Annotated in this window: 13 protein-coding genes; 11 read left to right on the top strand and 2 right to left on the bottom strand. The window is 71.9% G+C overall.

The window, feature by feature from the left end:
• Positions 1 to 2 precede the first annotated feature (2 nt).
• The gene (locus tag HC251_RS13325; protein ID WP_219941100.1) at positions 3 to 1,295 is read left to right on the top strand and encodes an oligosaccharide flippase family protein; all 1,293 of its coding nucleotides are present in this window, start codon (positions 3 to 5) and stop codon (positions 1,293 to 1,295) included.
• Positions 1,292 to 2,347 carry a glycosyltransferase family 4 protein gene (locus tag HC251_RS13320; RefSeq protein ID WP_219941099.1) on the top strand — a complete coding sequence of 352 codons (1,056 nt, stop codon included), beginning with the start codon at positions 1,292 to 1,294 and terminating at the stop codon, positions 2,345 to 2,347. The genes HC251_RS13325 and HC251_RS13320 overlap by 4 nt, the downstream gene beginning before the upstream one ends.
• On the opposite strand, the gene HC251_RS13315 is transcribed toward HC251_RS13320, so the two are convergent.
• The gene (locus HC251_RS13315; protein WP_219941098.1) at positions 2,317 to 3,015 is read right to left on the bottom strand and encodes a glycosyltransferase; all 699 of its coding nucleotides are present in this window, start codon (positions 3,013 to 3,015) and stop codon (positions 2,317 to 2,319) included. The genes HC251_RS13320 and HC251_RS13315 overlap by 31 nt on opposite strands.
• 449 nt (positions 3,016 to 3,464) lie before the next feature.
• Positions 3,465 to 4,691 carry a quinolinate synthase gene (locus HC251_RS13310; protein ID WP_219941097.1) on the bottom strand — a complete coding sequence of 409 codons (1,227 nt, stop codon included), beginning with the start codon at positions 4,689 to 4,691 and terminating at the stop codon, positions 3,465 to 3,467.
• Between the two features lie 232 nt (positions 4,692 to 4,923).
• On the opposite strand from HC251_RS13310, the gene HC251_RS13305 reads away from it, so the two are divergent.
• From HC251_RS13305 to HC251_RS13265, 9 genes are all read left to right on the top strand, one after another.
• Positions 4,924 to 6,234, top strand: coding sequence for a glycosyltransferase 87 family protein (locus HC251_RS13305; protein ID WP_219941096.1), 1,311 nt, complete (start codon positions 4,924 to 4,926; stop codon positions 6,232 to 6,234).
• A gap of 4 nt (positions 6,235 to 6,238) precedes the next feature.
• Positions 6,239 to 8,098 carry an excinuclease ABC subunit UvrC gene (gene uvrC, locus HC251_RS13300; protein WP_255566401.1) on the top strand — a complete coding sequence of 620 codons (1,860 nt, stop codon included), beginning with the start codon at positions 6,239 to 6,241 and terminating at the stop codon, positions 8,096 to 8,098.
• Between the two features lie 2 nt (positions 8,099 to 8,100).
• Positions 8,101 to 8,934: an endonuclease/exonuclease/phosphatase family protein gene (locus tag HC251_RS13295; protein ID WP_255566729.1), complete on the top strand. Its 834-nt coding sequence runs from the start codon at positions 8,101 to 8,103 to the stop codon at positions 8,932 to 8,934.
• Positions 8,935 to 9,016: 82 nt separating this feature from the next.
• Entirely contained in the window at positions 9,017 to 10,321 is a 1,305-nt protein-coding gene (locus HC251_RS13290) for a CinA family nicotinamide mononucleotide deamidase-related protein (RefSeq protein WP_219941093.1), read from the top strand.
• Between the two features lie 12 nt (positions 10,322 to 10,333).
• A complete protein-coding gene (gene thpR, locus HC251_RS13285) occupies positions 10,334 to 10,843 on the top strand; it encodes an RNA 2',3'-cyclic phosphodiesterase (RefSeq protein ID WP_219941092.1) in 510 nt (169 codons plus the stop codon).
• Between the two features lie 91 nt (positions 10,844 to 10,934).
• The gene (locus HC251_RS13280) at positions 10,935 to 11,975 is read left to right on the top strand and encodes a bifunctional riboflavin kinase/FAD synthetase (RefSeq protein WP_219941091.1); all 1,041 of its coding nucleotides are present in this window, start codon (positions 10,935 to 10,937) and stop codon (positions 11,973 to 11,975) included.
• Between the two features lie 50 nt (positions 11,976 to 12,025).
• Entirely contained in the window at positions 12,026 to 13,249 is a 1,224-nt protein-coding gene (locus tag HC251_RS13275) for an alpha/beta fold hydrolase (RefSeq protein WP_219941090.1), read from the top strand.
• A gap of 193 nt (positions 13,250 to 13,442) precedes the next feature.
• Positions 13,443 to 13,715 (top strand): 30S ribosomal protein S15, encoded by a 273-nt coding sequence (gene rpsO / locus HC251_RS13270; RefSeq protein WP_219941089.1) that lies wholly within the window; start codon positions 13,443 to 13,445, stop codon positions 13,713 to 13,715.
• 213 nt (positions 13,716 to 13,928) lie between these two features.
• Positions 13,929 to 16,412: a polyribonucleotide nucleotidyltransferase gene (locus HC251_RS13265; RefSeq protein WP_219941088.1), complete on the top strand. Its 2,484-nt coding sequence runs from the start codon at positions 13,929 to 13,931 to the stop codon at positions 16,410 to 16,412.
• Positions 16,413 to 16,448 lie beyond the last annotated feature (36 nt).

Raw genomic sequence — 16,448 nt, 5'->3', positions numbered from 1 at the left:
CATTGCTCGACCCCGCCGGCGCCGCCGTCGCGTCGTCCTTCGACTCGGATCTGACGGCCAACCGGATCGACCCAACGGCGAGACCGGCCGGGCGGACCGCCATTCTCAGTAGCGGCAGGATCATCGCTGCCGCCCTCTCGATGGTTTGGATGGCGGTTGTGACCCGGCACTTGGATGCCGGCGAGGTGGGCTCGCTAACCCTTGGACTCACGTTGTTCGGCGCGCTGTCGGTGCTTGCCGACCTCGGATTGCCAATGGTGGTCGCCGACCGAGTGGCCCGGCGACCGGCCGAGGCCCGATCGCTCGTAAGCGACGTCGTGCGGGTGCGAGTTGTGGCCGGCACCGTCGTGAGCCTCGTGATGGTCGTGCTCTACCGGATGGGGAGCGAGCACACACTCGTGGTGCCGGTCGCCATGGGGTTCGGCCTCGTCAGCACCTCGATCCACAGCACGGTCACGGCCGCCCTCCGTGGACTTGGTCACGTCGTGCCCGACGCCGTCAACGAGGTCGGCTCCCGCCTCCTTGTGCTCGGTCTTGGCAGCCTCCTGCTGGCAAACGGGGCGGGACTTGCAGCGGCAGCGTCGGTGTTCGCCGTCGCCGACGTGGCATCCGCACTCGTGCTCACCCGGTGGGCGCGACGAGTGGTCCACACGCGCGACGTTGCCATCCCCAAAGAGATCTACTCGATCCGAGTGCTTGCCCCGATGGGCCTCGCCCTCCTCGTATCGTCGCTGCACACGAGGATCGATGTGTGGCTGTTGGCGTGGATCAGTAGCACCGAGGTAACCGCGCACTACGCAGTTCCAGCACGAGTCGCCGAGGGCCTCTTGCTGCCAGCAGCAGTGGGCGGTGCGTTGGTGTTGCCGCTGACCAGCGCCGCCTCCACGCGACTCGAGCGGGGTCGTCGAGCGCTCGCCTACGTCGCTGCGCTGGCCGGGTTCGTCGGCGCCGGCGCCGGCGCTGTAGCCCTCGTGGCGGGTCCCCTGCTGCGCGTTGCGTTCGGCGAGACCTACTCCGCAGATGGCGATGTGCTGGCAGTGCTCGCCCTAGCTGCGGTGCCCGCCGCCATCGGGGTCGGGCTTACACCAGTGATGGCGATCCATGCCCGCCGGGCCCTGGTTGCCTGCATGGGCTCAGCGTTGGTGGTCAACCTGGTGCTCAACCTCGTCCTGGTCCCAGGGTGGGACGAGATGGGAGCAGCGTGGGCCACCGTGGCGAGCATGACACTGCTCGCGTTGACGGCCGTCGCCACTGTCTCGCGGTGGTCGGACGACGCCCTGGAAGACGACCGATGATCGATGTCCTGCTCGTCGATTGGCTCGGGCGCGGCGGCATCGCCCAGACCACCGAGGCTTGGGCTCTTGAGATCGGGGCGGCGGGCTCGGCCACAACCGTCGTCACACGTGAGGGGCGGGAGTTGGGCGACGGGCCCGTGCCAGTGGTCAGCTCGCCGGACGGGGGGCCGGCCGCGCTCGTCCACGCACGGTTGTGCCGCCGGGCTGCGGCCCTGATCCGCGAGCGCCGCCCCGACGTGGTCGTGGTCCAGAACTACGTGGTTCCTCTGCTGGAGGAAGCAGTGCACCGGGCCGCGCGGAGTGTGGGCGCCCGGCTGATCCTCATTGTGCATGACCACCGCCTTCACCACCGGGGTGAAGGCAGTCACATCGGCCTGTCCCACTTGGTGCGTCGGGCCGACACGGTGGTGGCCCATACTGCGGCGGTCGCCGACCGGATCGATCGCAACGATGTCCGGGTGGTGCCCCATCCCCAGCCCGTCGGGATGCTGGCCCACAGTGGTGAAAGCGTGATCGCTGCCGACCCCTCTGGTCGTCTGCTCGCCCTCCAGTTCGGTGTGCTCCGAAAGCCGTACAAGGGCACCGCGCTGATGGCCGAGCTAGCCGCGATCGACGACTCAACTTGGGTGTTCGCCCTCGCAGGCGTCGGCGCACCCGAGGTGCCAGCTGCGCAGTCCGTCGACCGCTTCCTCGACCCGGGGGATCTGGTGGCGACGGTGGCCGGGGCGGACGCGTCCATCCTTCCGTACCACCACGCCACGCAGAGCGGCGCAGTGGTACTCGCACAAATGTGCGGCGCTCCACCGATTGCCTCTGCCGTGGACGGCATCGTAGAGCAGATCGAGGACGGCGTGACCGGGTTCCTGGTTGAGCCTGGCGCCGATGTCGGAGCCTGGCGGGAGGCCCTGCGACGTGCTGAGGACCCAGCGGTGCGGGAGCGTGTGAGCCGTGCAGGCCGAGAGGCGGTCGAGGCTGCCCACCAGCGGTTCCGTGAGGCTGCGCTCGACGTCGTCGGGATCGGTCAAGGGTCGCCCGCGACAACGCCCGAGTAGAGGTCCATCCAGCACTCTCGCACGACCGACATCAGCGACCCGGCGCCGCGCCGGCGTGCGATTGGCGCCAGGTCGGCGTGGCGGTCGGCCATCGAGAGCATGGCGGTCGCGAGGCCCCCCGGTGCGGCGATGATCCCGGCGTCGTCGACGGTCTCCCGCATGGAAGGGATGTCGAGATGCACGATCGGTAGCCCGGCGGCGAGAGCCTCAGCGGCGGCAACGCTCGACGCTTCGGACAAGGTGGGGAAGAGACCGAAGTCGACGCTCGCTAAGAGGTCAGGCATCCGAGCACGTGAGATCTGTCCGACGAGCACGACCCGGTCTTCGAGGCCCGCATCGGCCACCCGCTGACGAAGCTCCCTTTCGGCCGGTCCAGAGCCGACAAGCAGGATCCCGAGACGATCTCGATCGACGGCTGAGAGTGAGGCGACTGCATCGATCACCGCTGCCTGGTTCTTGGATGCGATGAGGCGTCCGACGCACACCCCCACCGCAGCGCCGTCCGGGAGCCGCGACCGCCAGACTGGATCCGGGCGACCATGGGCGAACGCGTCGTCGACGCCGATCGGCAACGTGGTGAAGGGACGCCGGAGCGTGGGGAAGTGCTGGTTCATGGCAGCAGTGAGGTGGACGGCTGGGGTCGTGAGAGCGTCGTAGCGATCGAACATCCGCCGGAGCGCTTCATGCTCGATGCGCCCGGGAGGTCGGCGCTCGTAGTGGTGGGTGTAGACCCGACGTGAGCCATGCGGGGCAGTGAGAACACCGAGCAGCGATGGGGGGAAGCCGTGCGAGTGCAGGAGGTCGGGTGGGTCCTGAACCAATAGCCGACGTAGTTCTCGGACGACGGGGAACGAGCCAGCCAACTCTCTGGCACGGCCCCTTCGTTCTTGCCCGACCGTTCGGCTTCCGAGCGAGATGCATGGGACACCTGACGATGCCAGATCGTCACGGAGCGCGGGTGCGTCGCCCACAGTGATCACCTTGGCGTCGAGAACCGGCGCACCTGTCTGCAACAGATCAGTAAGAAGCGCCTCTCCTCCGCCGGAGGCGACTGGCGCAATGAGATGGGTGACCTTCATGTATGCGCAGGGCTTGGTCGGTGCTCGCCCAAGGTCCCTCAGTCGCCAGTGGGGCGGCCCGGCGCGGTCGGGACGGGCTTTGGGTCCGTCGATGCGGCGGTGATGTCGAGCATGCGCTGGAGGGCGACCCGGGCCCACTCCTGGGTGTCGGCGTCGACGTCGATGCGGTTGACGACGGTGCCGTCGACCAGGTTCTCGAGGACCCAGGCCAGGTGGGGGGCGTCGATGCGGAACATGGTCGAGCAGGGGCAGATCAGCGGGTCGAGCGACACGATGGTCTTGTCCGGCGTCTCGTCGTCGAGCCGCTGCACCAGGTGGATCTCGGTGCCCACGGCGATGGTGCTGCCGGGGGGCGCGGCGGCCACGGCCCGGATGATGTAGTCGGTCGAGCCCACCTGGTCGGCGATCTCGCAGACGTCGTGGCTGCACTCGGGGTGCACGACGACGATGCCGTCGGGGTGCTCGGCCCGGAAGGCCTCGATGTGCTCGGGACGGAACCGCTGGTGCACCGAGCAGTGGCCCTTCCACAGGAGGAAGGTGGCGTCCTTGCAGTCGGCCTCGGTGAGCCCGCCCAGCTCGAAGCGGGGGTTCCACACCCGCATGTCGTCGTGGGTGAACCCCATGGTGATGCCGGTGTTGCGGCCCAAGTGCTGGTCGGGGAAGAAGAGGACCTTCCGGCCCCGGGCCCGGGCGTCGGCGACGATCGAGGCCACCTCGGCGTCGGCCACGCTCAGGTCGGGGACCGGGGTGGCGTCCTTGGTGAGGGCCCACTCGAGGATGGCCTGGGCGTTGGTCGAGGTGCAGACGGCGCCGCCGTGCCGGCCCACGAACGCCTTCAGGTCGGCCGAGCTGTTCATGTAGGTGATCGGCACGACCTGCTCGATGTCGACCACAGCGGCCAGGGCCTCCCACGCCTCCTCGACCTCGTCGAGGTCGGCCATGTCCGCCATCGAGCACCCGGCGTTCAGGTCCGGGAGGATCACCTGCTGGTGGTCGCCGGTGAGGACGTCGGCCGACTCGGCCATGAAGTGCACGCCGCAGAACACGATGTACTCGGCCTCGGGCCGCTGCTGGGCCAGCACCGAGAGGCGGTAGGAGTCGCCCCGGGCATCGGCCCAGCGCATCACCTCGTCGCGCTGGTAGTGGTGCCCGAGGATGAACAGCCGGTCGCCGAGGGTGGCCTTGGCCGCCCCGATCCGCTCGTGGAGCTCGTCGATGGGTGCAGTGGTGTACCGCTCGGGGAGCGGGGTCTGGATCCGGATCATGAGGTTGGGACCTCCGGGAAGAGGTTCCGATGTGACCGGTGGGGACAGCCTGGTCGCCTCGCCACGGGGATGTCGGTCTCGGAACCGATATGGAGCCGGATACCAGGCCGGCCGATGTGGGACGGAGTGTACGTCCTGCTGACGCCAACCTGGCGACCGGCACGTCTGTTCCCGGTCAGCGTCCGCCCCGAGCTCACGCTCACACGCTGGTGGGAGGTGCCGATGGGAGCCCGTGGCCTCTCCGTCGTCGACCGCGCCCGTCCGGGTCGCGGCCCCGTCGCCCAGCGCCGTCGTCGCCGACGCGCGGGAGGCGCCCGATCGTCGGCGACTCCTGCTCCTGGCCGTGCTGGTGGCCCTGGTGGGCGTGGTGCTGGCCGGCCTGGCACCCGGGGCCATCTCCGGGCTGAGCGCCCTGTGGCTGGTCACCGGGGTCGCGGTGCCCCTCGCCCTCGCCGCCCTCCGGCCCCGTCTGGGGACGGTGGGCCTGGGCCTCGTCCTGGTCCTCGCCGTCCTGATGCCCGCCGCCCGCACCGTCACCAACGTCATCGACCCGCCCGAGGGACAGCTGGCCGCCCACGACGGCGGGGTCATCGTGACCCGGGCCGCGGCCGAGGACGTGGTCGCCGGCCGCAACCCCTACGCCGCCGACTTCAGCGACGATCTGCCCGAGGTGTGGCGGCGGCTGAGCGTGCGCGGCATCGACAGCTTCGACAACCCGATCCGCTCGGTCTACCCGTACCTGCCGGGAGCGTTCCTTGCCCTCACCCCTCTGGCCGCCGTGTCCGGGGCCGATGACCTGGGGGACCCCCGGTGGGTCATGCTCGCCACCTTCGTGGCCGCGTGCGTCGCCATCGCCCTCCGGCGGACCGACGCCTGGCGGCGCGCCGCCGCCCTGTCCGCCTTCAGCGGCATGATCGTGGCCGTCCACCTGGGCTACGGCACGAACGACACCTGGGCGGCCAGCCTGTTCGTCCTGGCCGCGCTGTCCCTCGAGCGGCGCCCACGGCTCGCCGGGTTGCTGCTCGCGCTGGCCATCTCGGTGAAGTTCCTCTTGTTGCCACCCGTGGCCCTCTGGCTGGCATGGCGGTGGCGGCGCGAGGGGTGGGCTCAGATCCAGCGCCTCTGGACGCTCCCCGCCGTCCTCGTGGCGACGTGCCTCCCGTTCCTCCTGTGGTCGCCGGCGGACTTCCTGAACGACACGCTGCTCTTCTGGCTCGGGCGCAACGACGAGCCGTACCCGAGCTCGGGTTTCGGGCTGGCGGCCGTCGCCCCCGACATGGTGCGGGGCCCGGTGCTGGCGCTGGCCACGGTCGGCTTCGCCGTCCTGGGGGTGCTTGCCGCGCGCGAGGTCGTGCGGCGCTGGCCGCACCACCCGATGACGCTGCCCCCTGCGGCCGCCCTCGTCGTCGCGGGGCTGCTGATCCCGGCCCGCACGTTCCAGGGGAACTACCTGGCGATGTTGGCCGGGCTCCTGGCCACGGCCTGGCTCGTCGACCGGACCCCCGTCGATGCCGCCGATCCGGTGGAGGATCGGGCACCCTAGGGACGTGGTCCAACGTCCCCCCGCCGGCACCATCCCCGACGCTCCCGGCTCCTACCAGTTCAAGGACGCCCACGGACGGGTGATCTACGTCGGCAAGGCCAAGTCGCTGCGCCAGCGCCTGTCGAACTACTTCCAGAACCCGAAGAACATGCACGTCCGGACGGCCCAGATGGTCGCGTCGGCGGAGACCGTGGAGTGGATCCAGGTCGCCAACGACGTCGAGGCGTTCATGCTCGAGTACTCGTTGATCAAGCAGCACCGGCCCCGCTTCAACGTCCGGTTGGTCGACGACAAGAGCTACCCGTTCCTCGCCGTCACGGTGGGCGACGAGTGGCCCCGGCCCATGGTGATGCGGGGCAAGCGCCGCAAGGGCGTGCGCTACTTCGGCCCCTACGCCCACGCCTACGCGATCCGCGACACCCTCGACCTGCTGCTGCGGACGTTCCCCCTCCGCACGTGCTCGGACAACAAGTTCGAGAGCCACCGCAAGCTCGGCCGGCCGTGCCTGCAGTTCCACATCGAGAAGTGCTCGGGGCCGTGCGTCGGCGAGGTCAGCCGCCACGACTACGACGGCTACGTCGAGGACCTGCTGCGCTTCCTCTCGGGTGACACCGACGAGGTCGTCCGCCGCCTGGAGAAGGACATGCAGGTCGCCGCGGCCGACCTCGAGTTCGAGCGAGCCGCCCGGCTGCGGGACCGGCTCGTCGCCGTCCGCAAGGCCATCGAGCGCCAGCAGATGGTGGTCGAGAAGGGCGAGGACATCGACGTCATCGGCATGGCCGAGGACGACCTCGAGGCCGCCGTGCAGGTGTTCTTCGTCCGCAAGGGCCGGGTGCTGGGCCGCAAGGGCTTCATCATCGACAAGGTCGAGGACCTGGCCGAGGGCGAGCTGATCGGCCGGGTGCTGGGCGAGCTCTACCAGGAGCCGCCGCCGATGGGGTTCCCCAAGACCGTCCTCGTCCCCGACGATCCCGACGACCTCGACCTGTACGAGGACTTCCTCGAGGAGCAGCGGGGGAGCCGGGTCACGATCCGCACCGCCCAGCGCGGCCCCAAGCGGGCACTGGCCGAGACGGTCACGCGCAACGCCAACGAGGAGCTGGTGCGCCACCGGCTCAAGCGGGCGAGCGACCACAACAGCCGGGCCAAGGCCCTCAACGAGCTCCAGGAGGCCCTCGGGCTGCCGATGCCGCCGCTGCGGATCGAGTGCTACGACATGAGCCACCTGCAGGGCACCGACTACGTCGGCTCGATGGTCGTCCTCGAGGACGCCCTGCCCAAGAAGTCCCAGTACCGGAAGTTCAAGATCAAGACCGTCGCCGGCAACGACGACTTCGCGGCGATGGAGGAGGTGCTGCGCCGGCGCCTTACCGCCTACCTGGTCGAGCGGGAGAAGCCGGTCAGCGAGCGCGAGGGCCGCTTCTCCTACCCGCCCCAGCTGCTGCTGGTCGACGGGGGCAAGGGCCAGCTCAGCGTCGCCGTCCGGGTCCTCCAGGAGCTGGGACTCGACGAAGAGATCCCGACCGCCTCGCTGGCCAAGCGGTTCGAGGAGGTCTACCTCCCGGGAACGGCCGACCCGGTGCGGCTGTCGCGGCAGTCCGAGGCCCTCTACCTGCTCCAGCGCATCCGGGACGAGTCCCACCGCTTCGCCATCACGTTCCACCGCGACCTGCGCGGCAAGCGGATGACGAAGTCCGTCCTCGACGACATCCCCGGCCTGGGCGAGACCCGCAAGAAGCGCCTCACCAAGGAGATGGGCGGGGTGAAGGCGGTCCAGACCGCGTCGCTCGAGGAGCTCAAGGCCCTGTCGTGGCTGCCCGACGCCGTGGCCGAGGCGGTGCACGCCAAGGTCCACGAGCCGTGACGATGACGGCCGTGCGGCGCGCCCTCTGGGTGGTCCGGGCGTGGCTGCGCCGGCGGGGCTGGCTGCCGCCCGAGGTGCTGCCGCCCGGGGTCCGGGTGACCACCTACAACATCGGGCGGGGAGCGCAGGGCGATCGCGGCGCCCGCTCCACGACGCTCGACCGGGTCGCCGCCACCATCGCGGCTGAACGGCCCGACGTCGTCGCCCTCCAGGAGGCCCACGAGGACGACCTGCCGGTGATCGTCGCCCACCTCCGCGACGACCACGACCTCGAGTACGAATCGCGGTTCGCCGCCGCCCTGGACCGCGACGCCATGGCCGCCGTCGTCGGGCGGGCCCGGCTGCGGGCCGGCTTCGACGAGGCCTTCTGGGCCGACCGCGGCAGCGCCTTCGGCGTCGCCCTGCTGTCGCGTGCACCGCTCACCGAGGTGGAGGTGGTCGAGCTGCCCGGGAACGGGGAGCGGCGCATCGCCCTGCGGGCCCGGACCGAGGTCGCCGGCGTCGCCGTCACCGTCGTGGCGACCCACCTGGCCACGGCCCGGCGATCGACCGAGCAGCGGGACCAGACCCGTGCCCTCGCCGCGCTGGTCGCCACCGTCGAGGGGCCCGTGGTGGTCGCCGGCGACCTCAACCAGGAGGCCGCCGCCGTGGCCGCCGCCCTCGCCGGCACCGGCACCCGTCTGCGCCCGGCCACCGATCCCGATGCCCCCACCCTCGGGGCGCGCACCATCGACCACGTCCTCGTGAGCCCCGACGTCGAGGCGCGGGGCGCCAAGGTGGGGGAGGAGGGCGTCTCCGACCACCGCCCGGTCACCGTCGCCCTGGCCCTGCGCTGACCTCACGCGCTCTCGCGTCACCTCTGGGCGCGGCCGCCCGTCTGCCGCGAGAGCTCGTCGTCGGTCCGGTTAGGTTGCCGCCGTGCGCTGCGAAGTGGTCGCCGTCGGGACCGAGCTCCTCCTGGGGCAGATCACCGACACCAACTCCTCCTGGATCGGCGAGCAGCTGGCGCTGGTCGGCATCGACTCCCTGCGCCAGACCAAGGTCGGCGACAACCTGGGCCGGATGGTCGAGGTCATCGGCGAGGCCATCGACCGGGCCGACGCGGTGATCGTCTGCGGCGGGCTGGGACCGACCCAGGACGACATCACCCGGGACGCCATCGCCCGGGTCATGGGGGTCGACCTCGAGCTCGACGACGGGGTGGTCGGCCGCATCGAGGCCATGTTCGGCGGGCGGGGGCGCCGGATGCCGATGAACAACCTGCGGCAGGCCGAGGTGCCCGTGGGGGCCACCGCCATCGCCGACCCCCAGCCCGGCACCGCCCCGGGCCTGATCTGCCCGCTCACCCGGCCCGGTCCCGACGGCGAGCCGGTCGAGAAGGTCATCTACGCGGTGCCCGGCGTGCCCTACGAGATGAAGGAGATCGTCTCGCAGGCGATCCTCCCCGACCTCCAGCGCCGGGCCGGCATCACCGCCGTCATCCGCAGCCGCACCCTCCGCACCTGGGGCGAGAGCGAGTCGGGCCTGGCCGAGCAGCTGGCCGACCGCATCACCGCCCTGGACCGGGCCGCCGCCGCGGGCGAGGCCCACGGTGCCGTCACCATCGCCTTCCTGGCCTCGGGCATCGAGGGGCTCAAGGTCCGTCTGACGGCCAAGGCCGACACCGCCGAGGCCGCCGCCGCCCTGCTCGCCGCCGAAGAGGCCGAGGTGCGCGCCGTCCTCGGGCCCGACCTGGTGTTCGGCATCGACGACCAGACCATGGAGAGCGTGGTCCTGGACCTGCTGACCGAGCGGGGCCTGACCCTCGGGCTGGCCGAGTCCCTCACCGGCGGCCTGGTCTCGTCCCGCATCACCGACGTGCCCGGGGCATCGCAGGCCTTCCGGGGGTCGATCGTGTCCTACGCGACGGAGGTCAAGGACGACGTGCTCGGCGTGACCGTCCGACCGGTGGTGTCGGCGGAGGCGGCCGAGGCCATGGCGACGGGCGCCCGCCGGGTCCTCGGTGCGGACGTCGGCCTGGCCCTCACCGGGGTGGCCGGCCCCGACGAGCAGGACGGCGAGCGGCCCGGCACCGTGTTCGTCGGTCTCGACATCTCCGGTGCCGTGGAGTCGGTGCGACTCCAGCTGCCCGGCGACCGGCTGCGCGTCCGCCAGTTCGCCACCATCTCCGCCCTCGGCCTCCTGCGGGCCCGCATCGCCGCCGCCCCCGCCGGCCCGAGCTGACGCCCCCTGGCCATGAGGCTGTTCGTGGCGGCCTGGCCTCCGGGCGAGGTGCGGGACGCCCTCCGGTCGATCCCCCGCCCCACGCTCCCCGGTGTGCGGTGGATGCCCGAGGACACCTGGCACGTGACCCTCCGCTTCCTCGGCGAGGTGGCCGACCCCGACCCCGTCGTCGACTCCCTGCGGGCCGAGGTCCCGGGGCACGGGCCGCAGCCGGCGACGCTGGACGCGGCCACGACCCGCCTGGGCCCCGTGCTGGTGGTGCGCGTGGCGGGGCTCGACCGGCTGGCGAGCCTCGTCCGGTCGGCGACGGCCCCGGCGGGCGACGATCCTCGATCCGACCCGTTCGTGGGCCACGTCACGGTGGCTCGCGCCCGGGGCCGGGGTGTCCCCGACGCGCTGGTCGGCCTCGGCCTCGCCGGGGGACCGGTCACCTGGTCCGTCGACGAGGTCGCCCTGGTCCGCAGCATCACCGGCGCCGCCGGCGCCCGCTACGAGACCCGGGCCACGGTCCCGCTGGGTTGAACCCGGCCCCGCCCGGCCGGCTGGATCCCGATGGGCCGGCGCCGGGCGGGGGAATGTCGCCGGTCCGCGGGGGTGCCGTAGCCTCCCGCCGGTGGAGATCATCCGGGCCGACGGCCCGTGCCCGGCACCCGAGATCGGGGCGGCCGTCACCATCGGGGCCTACGACGGGGTCCACCTCGGCCACCGGGCCGTCATCGCCGAGGTGCGGCACCGGGCCGAGGAGCGGGGCCTGCGCAGCGCGGTCATCACCTTCGACCGCCATCCCGCCATGGTCGTGCGGCCCGAGTCGGCCCCCCGCCTGCTGACCGACCTCGACCAGAAGCTCGAGCTGCTGGCCTCGACCGGGATCGACGTCACCCTCGTCGTCCGCTTCGACGAGGCCCGGGCGGCCGAGAGCGCCGAGGACTTCGTGCGCGAGGTCATCGTCGGCTGCCTCGCCGCCCAGGAGGTGGTGGTCGGCGAGGACTTCCACTTCGGCCACCGCCGGTCGGGCACCGTCGGCCTGCTGCGGCGGATGGGGGAGGAGCTCGGGTTCTCGGTCGAGGGTCTCAGCCTGCGGTCGGCCCGCGACGTCGGCGGCGAGGCGGCGGCCATCGGGTCCGAGGCGTCGCCAGCGGCCGACCCCGACGCCCCCGAGGAGAAGGTGAGCTCGACCGCCATCCGCGCCGCCCTCGTCGCCGGCGACATCGGCGTCGCCTCGGCCCTGCTGGGCCGTCCGCACGAGGTGCGGGGGCTGGTCACACCGGGGGACAAGCGGGGTCGGGAGCTGGGCTTCCCCACCGCCAACGTCGCCGTGGCCGGCGAGATCCTCATGCCCGCCGACGGCATCTACGCCGGCTGGCTCGTGCGCGAGGACGGCACGGTGCTGCCGACGGCCATCAACCTGGGGCGCCGCCCGACCTTCTACGAGCAGGCCCACGCCTCGCTCCTCGAGGCCCACGTGCTCGACTTCGACGGCGACCTCTACGACGAGCACGTGGCCGTCCGCTTCGTGGCCCGCCTCCACGGCGAGGTCAAGTACCCCTCGGTCGAGGCCCTGGTCGCGGGCATCGCCGCCGACGTCGTCGAGACCCGCCGCATCCTCGGCGTCTCGCCGCACCGGGGGCGGGTGCCCGACCCGGACGGTCGCTGACCAGGAACGATGGCGCGGGGCCGGGGGTTCGGCCTGGCATGCTGGCAGCCATGACCGCCACCCGGCGCCGGGGAGGGACACGGGACGAGGCCCTCCGGCGGGCCCGCATCACCGGGGTCACCACCGACGCCGACACCGCCCCCGTGATCGGCCCGGCCGACCGCCCGGAGCAGATCAGGAGCCGGCGCCTCCCCCGCCTGGCCCGCCACACCATCACCTTGTCCGACGGCCACGAGGTCGGCGTCGCCGTCTGCGGGCGGGGGCTGCCGCTCGTGCTGGTCCACGGCTTCACGGCCGAGGGGATGCTCTACGCCCAGACGCTGTCCCGGCTCGTCGGCTCCGGCTTCCGGGTCATCGCCATCGACACCGCCGGCCACGGCGGGACGCTCGGCCTGCCCACCGGCGGCGCCAACCTCGAGCACTACACCCGGCTGCTCGGGCGGGTGCTCGACGAGCTCGGCATCCGCCGGGCCGTGCTGGCCGGGCACTCGATGGGTGGGCGCCTGGTGACCGAGCTGGCCGCCCAGGAGCCCGACCGGGCCATCGCCGTGGTGCTCCTCGACGCCATCGTGGGCGACACCTGGGACCGCATGGTCAACCTCTTCCGGGTGGCACCGCCGCTCCTGGCCGGCGTGGGCACGGCGCTGGCGATCGACACGGTGACGACGTTGCCCCTCTTCCGGGATCCGGCCCAGGCCCGCAAGCTGGGCCGGCTGCTGGCGCCGGTCGTCGCCGGCCACCTGCGCCGACCGTGGCGGATGATGGGCCCGGGCGTGTCCATCATGCGGTCCCGGGGCTCGGGCTGGATGCTCGACCGCATCGCCGAGGAGGAGATCCCCCTCATCGTGATCCACGGCGAGCGCGACGTCGCCGTCCCGATGGCCACCGCCCGCGACGCCGCCCGGCGGGGCCACGGCGCCCTGGTGACGGTCCAGAAGGCGGGGCACTCCTGGCTCCTGCGCGACCCCCGGACCCTGCCCGCCATCCTCGAGGCCCTCATCGCCAGCTCGGTGGGCGACGCCATCGCCCACCGGGTGGCCCACGACCTCGGGTACGACAGCCCCGGGTTCCTGCACGAGGCCTCGCTCGACGAGGTCGACGCCGCGTACCTCGAGCCCGACGCCCCGGTGCTCGACCTGTCGCCCCCGTTCGAGCGGCCCGACACCATGCCCCGCCAGGACCGGCCCCGGTACCGATGGTCGTTCGACGACGTCGCCCCCGCCTCCCTCGAGGTCGAGGACCTGCCGGCCAACGTGACCCGCCTGCGTGCCTGAGCGGATGTGCACCGGGTCACGGGTGCGCTGCTAGCCTGACCCCTGGCTCCGAGCACGCTCGCGCGTGCCCGAGCATCGGCCCCCCGACACGTCGCGGCTGCACGTCGAGAGACACGCAGTACACGGTCACGGGAGCTGGGTCCGACACCCGCACGGGGCGCGTTGCGTCCCGCCCCAACCAGAGAGACACCGCATGTCCGAGATCACCGACCGCGCCAAGCCCGGCGTCATCGAGGAGCACCGCCTCCACGACACCGACACCGGCTCGCCCGAGGTGCAGATCGCCCTGCTCACGCAGCGCATCAACCACCTCACCGAGCACCTGAAGGTCCACAAGAAGGACTTCCACAGCCGGCGCGGTCTCCTGATGCTGGTCGGTCGTCGCCGCCGGCTGCTCGACTACGTCGCCAAGAACGACGTCGAGCGGTACCGAGCGATCATCGCCAAGCTCGGCCTGCGCCGATAGAGATCCCCTGATGAGCGGCCTCCTCGGCCGCTCATCGCCTTTTTCGGAAGGCATGCCTCCCGGGAGGCACCTGACAACCCAACCCGTGCACCGGATCCTCGGATCAGTTGCCGGTCGCCTTCATCCCGGAACCGTTTCGGGGGGATGCCGACTGGGAGCTGGCCGGGCCGGGGCACCACGCGAGGCGCCGAGCGCCTCGAGAGGAGACACCCCATGGCTGACGCCATCACCGTGTCCGCGCCGGTCTCCGGCACGGACAAGACCCTGACCTTCGAGACCGGGGTCCTGGCCCCGCAGTCCCAGGGCGCCGTCGTCGCCGGCATCGGCGACACCCGTGCCCTCGTCACCGCCAACGGCGACGACAAGACCCGCGAGGGCATCGACTTCTTCCCCCTGACGGTCGACGTCGAGGAGAAGATGTACGCCATCGGGAAGATCCCCGGCTCGTTCTTCCGCCGCGAGGGCCGCCCGACCGACGAGGCCGTGCTGACCTGCCGCCTCATCGACCGCCCGCTGCGCCCGTCGTTCGCCGACGGCTACCGCAACGAGACCCAGGTCGTCGCCACCATCATCGGGGCCGACCAGGTCAACCCGCACGACGTGGTCGCCATCAACGGCGCCTCCGCCGCCCTGATGCTGTCGGGCCTGCCGTTCGACGGCCCGCTCGGCGCCGTCCGCCTCGCCTACTCCACCGAGGGCGCCTGGGTCCCGCACCCGACCTTCGAGGAGCTCGAGGACGCCACCTTCCAGCTCGTCGTGGCCGGCCGCTCGGTCGGCGAGGACGACGTCGCCATCATGATGGTCGAGGGCAACGGCACCGAGAAGGCGTGGAGCCTCTACGAGGCCGGCGCCCCCAAGGTCACCGAGGCCGTCATCGCCGAGGGCCTCGACGCCTGCAAGACCTACATCGGCGAGTCGATCAAGCTGCAGCGCGAGCTGGTCGAGAAGGCCGGCGTGCGCCCCGCCCTCAAGTGGGAGGCGCAGCCCGACTACACCGACGAGATCCTCACCGCCGTGCAGGCCTACGAGGCCGACATCGCCACCGCCAACAGCGGCGCCGACAAGGTCGAGCGCAACGCCGCCACCACCGCGCTCCGCGACCGGATCCTCGAGGACCTGACCGCCGAGGGCAAGGACTTCGCCGGCCAGGCCAAGCAGGTGCTCAACGCCCTGCGCACGACCACCAAGAAGGTCATCCGCAAGCGCCTCGTCACCGACGGCGTCCGCATCGACGGCCGTGGCCCCCGCGACCTGCGGGCCGTCACCGCCCAGGTCGGGGTCATCCCCACGGCCCACGGCACCGGCCTCTTCCAGCGCGGCGAGACCCAGGTCCTGAACGTGCTCACCCTGGGCATGCCCCGCATGGACCAGCTGCTCGACACGCTGTCGCTGCAGAACAAGAAGCGCTACATGCACCACTACAACATGCCGCCCTACTCCAACGGCGAGACCGGGCGCATGGGCGGCACCAAGCGCCGCGAGGTCGGCCACGGCATGCTCGCCGAGCGGGCCCTGCTGCCGGTCGTCCCGTCGCTCGAGGAGTGGCCCTACGCCCTCCGCCTGGTGTCCGAGGTCCTGTCGTCCAACGGCTCGACCTCGATGGGCTCGGTCTGCGCCTCGTCGCTGTCGCTGATGGACGGCGGCGTGCCGATCAAGGCGCCGGTGTCCGGCATCGCCATGGGCCTGGTCAAGGAGGGCGACACCTACGTCACCCTGACCGACATCCTCGGGGCCGAGGACGCCTTCGGCGACATGGACTTCAAGATCGCCGGCACGGAGGAGTTCATCACCGCCCTCCAGCTCGACACCAAGATCGACGGCCTCCCCGCCGACGTCCTGGCCGCCGCCCTCGACCAGGCCCGCGAGGCCCGGATGCAGATCCTCGAGGTCATGAACGCCACCATCGCCGAGCCCCGCTCGGACGTGGGCGAGACCGCCCCGAAGATGATCAGCTTCGAGATCCCGATCGACAAGATCGGCGAGGTCATCGGGCCCAAGGGCAAGGTCATCAACGCCATCCAGGCCGAGACCGGCGCCGACATCTCCGTCGACGACGACGGCACCGTCGGCACCGTGGCCATCGGCTCCACCGACCGCGGTGCGGTCGCCGAGGCCGAGCGCCAGATCAAGCTGATCCTCGACCCGCCCACCGCCGAGGTCGGCGCCGTCTACACCGGTCGGGTCGTGAACATCACCAAGTTCGGTGCGTTCGTGAACATCCTCCCGGGCCGTGACGGCCTGGTCCACATCTCCAAGCTCGGTGGCGGCAAGCGCATCGACCGGGTCGAGGACGTGGTCAGCCTGGGCGACGAGATCGAGGTCCGCGTCGACGACGTCGACCCCAACGGCAAGGTCAGCCTGACCCCGGCCGACCAGCCCGTCGAGGAGCGCAAGCCCCGCGGCGAGGGTGGCGACCGGGACCGCGGCGACCGTGGTGACCGGGGCGATCGCGGCGGCCGTGGTGGCCGTGACCGTGACCGTGACAGCAGCCGCAGCGGTGCCCGCGACTCCGACAGCGGGTCCGTGGCCACCGCCGCCCCCGAGGCCGAGGTCGTGTCCTTCGAGGACGCCTTCGACGCCGAGGTGGCCGCCGAGTTCGGCGACCTGGGCCCGGCCGGCGACGACCGCCCCCGGGGCGGCGGCAGCGGTGGTGAGCGCGGCGCCGAGGGCGGCCGCTCCCGGCGCCGGCGCCGCTGAGCCAGCACCCCCACCGGTTCTGTCAACCCTCATGCG

Origin of the sequence: Iamia sp. SCSIO 61187 (assembly GCF_019443745.1) — a bacterium.
Classification (GTDB): domain Bacteria; phylum Actinomycetota; class Acidimicrobiia; order Acidimicrobiales; family Iamiaceae; genus Iamia.
The sequence above is the reverse complement of the archived record's forward strand: the minus strand, read 5'-3'. Positions and strand labels throughout refer to the sequence as shown.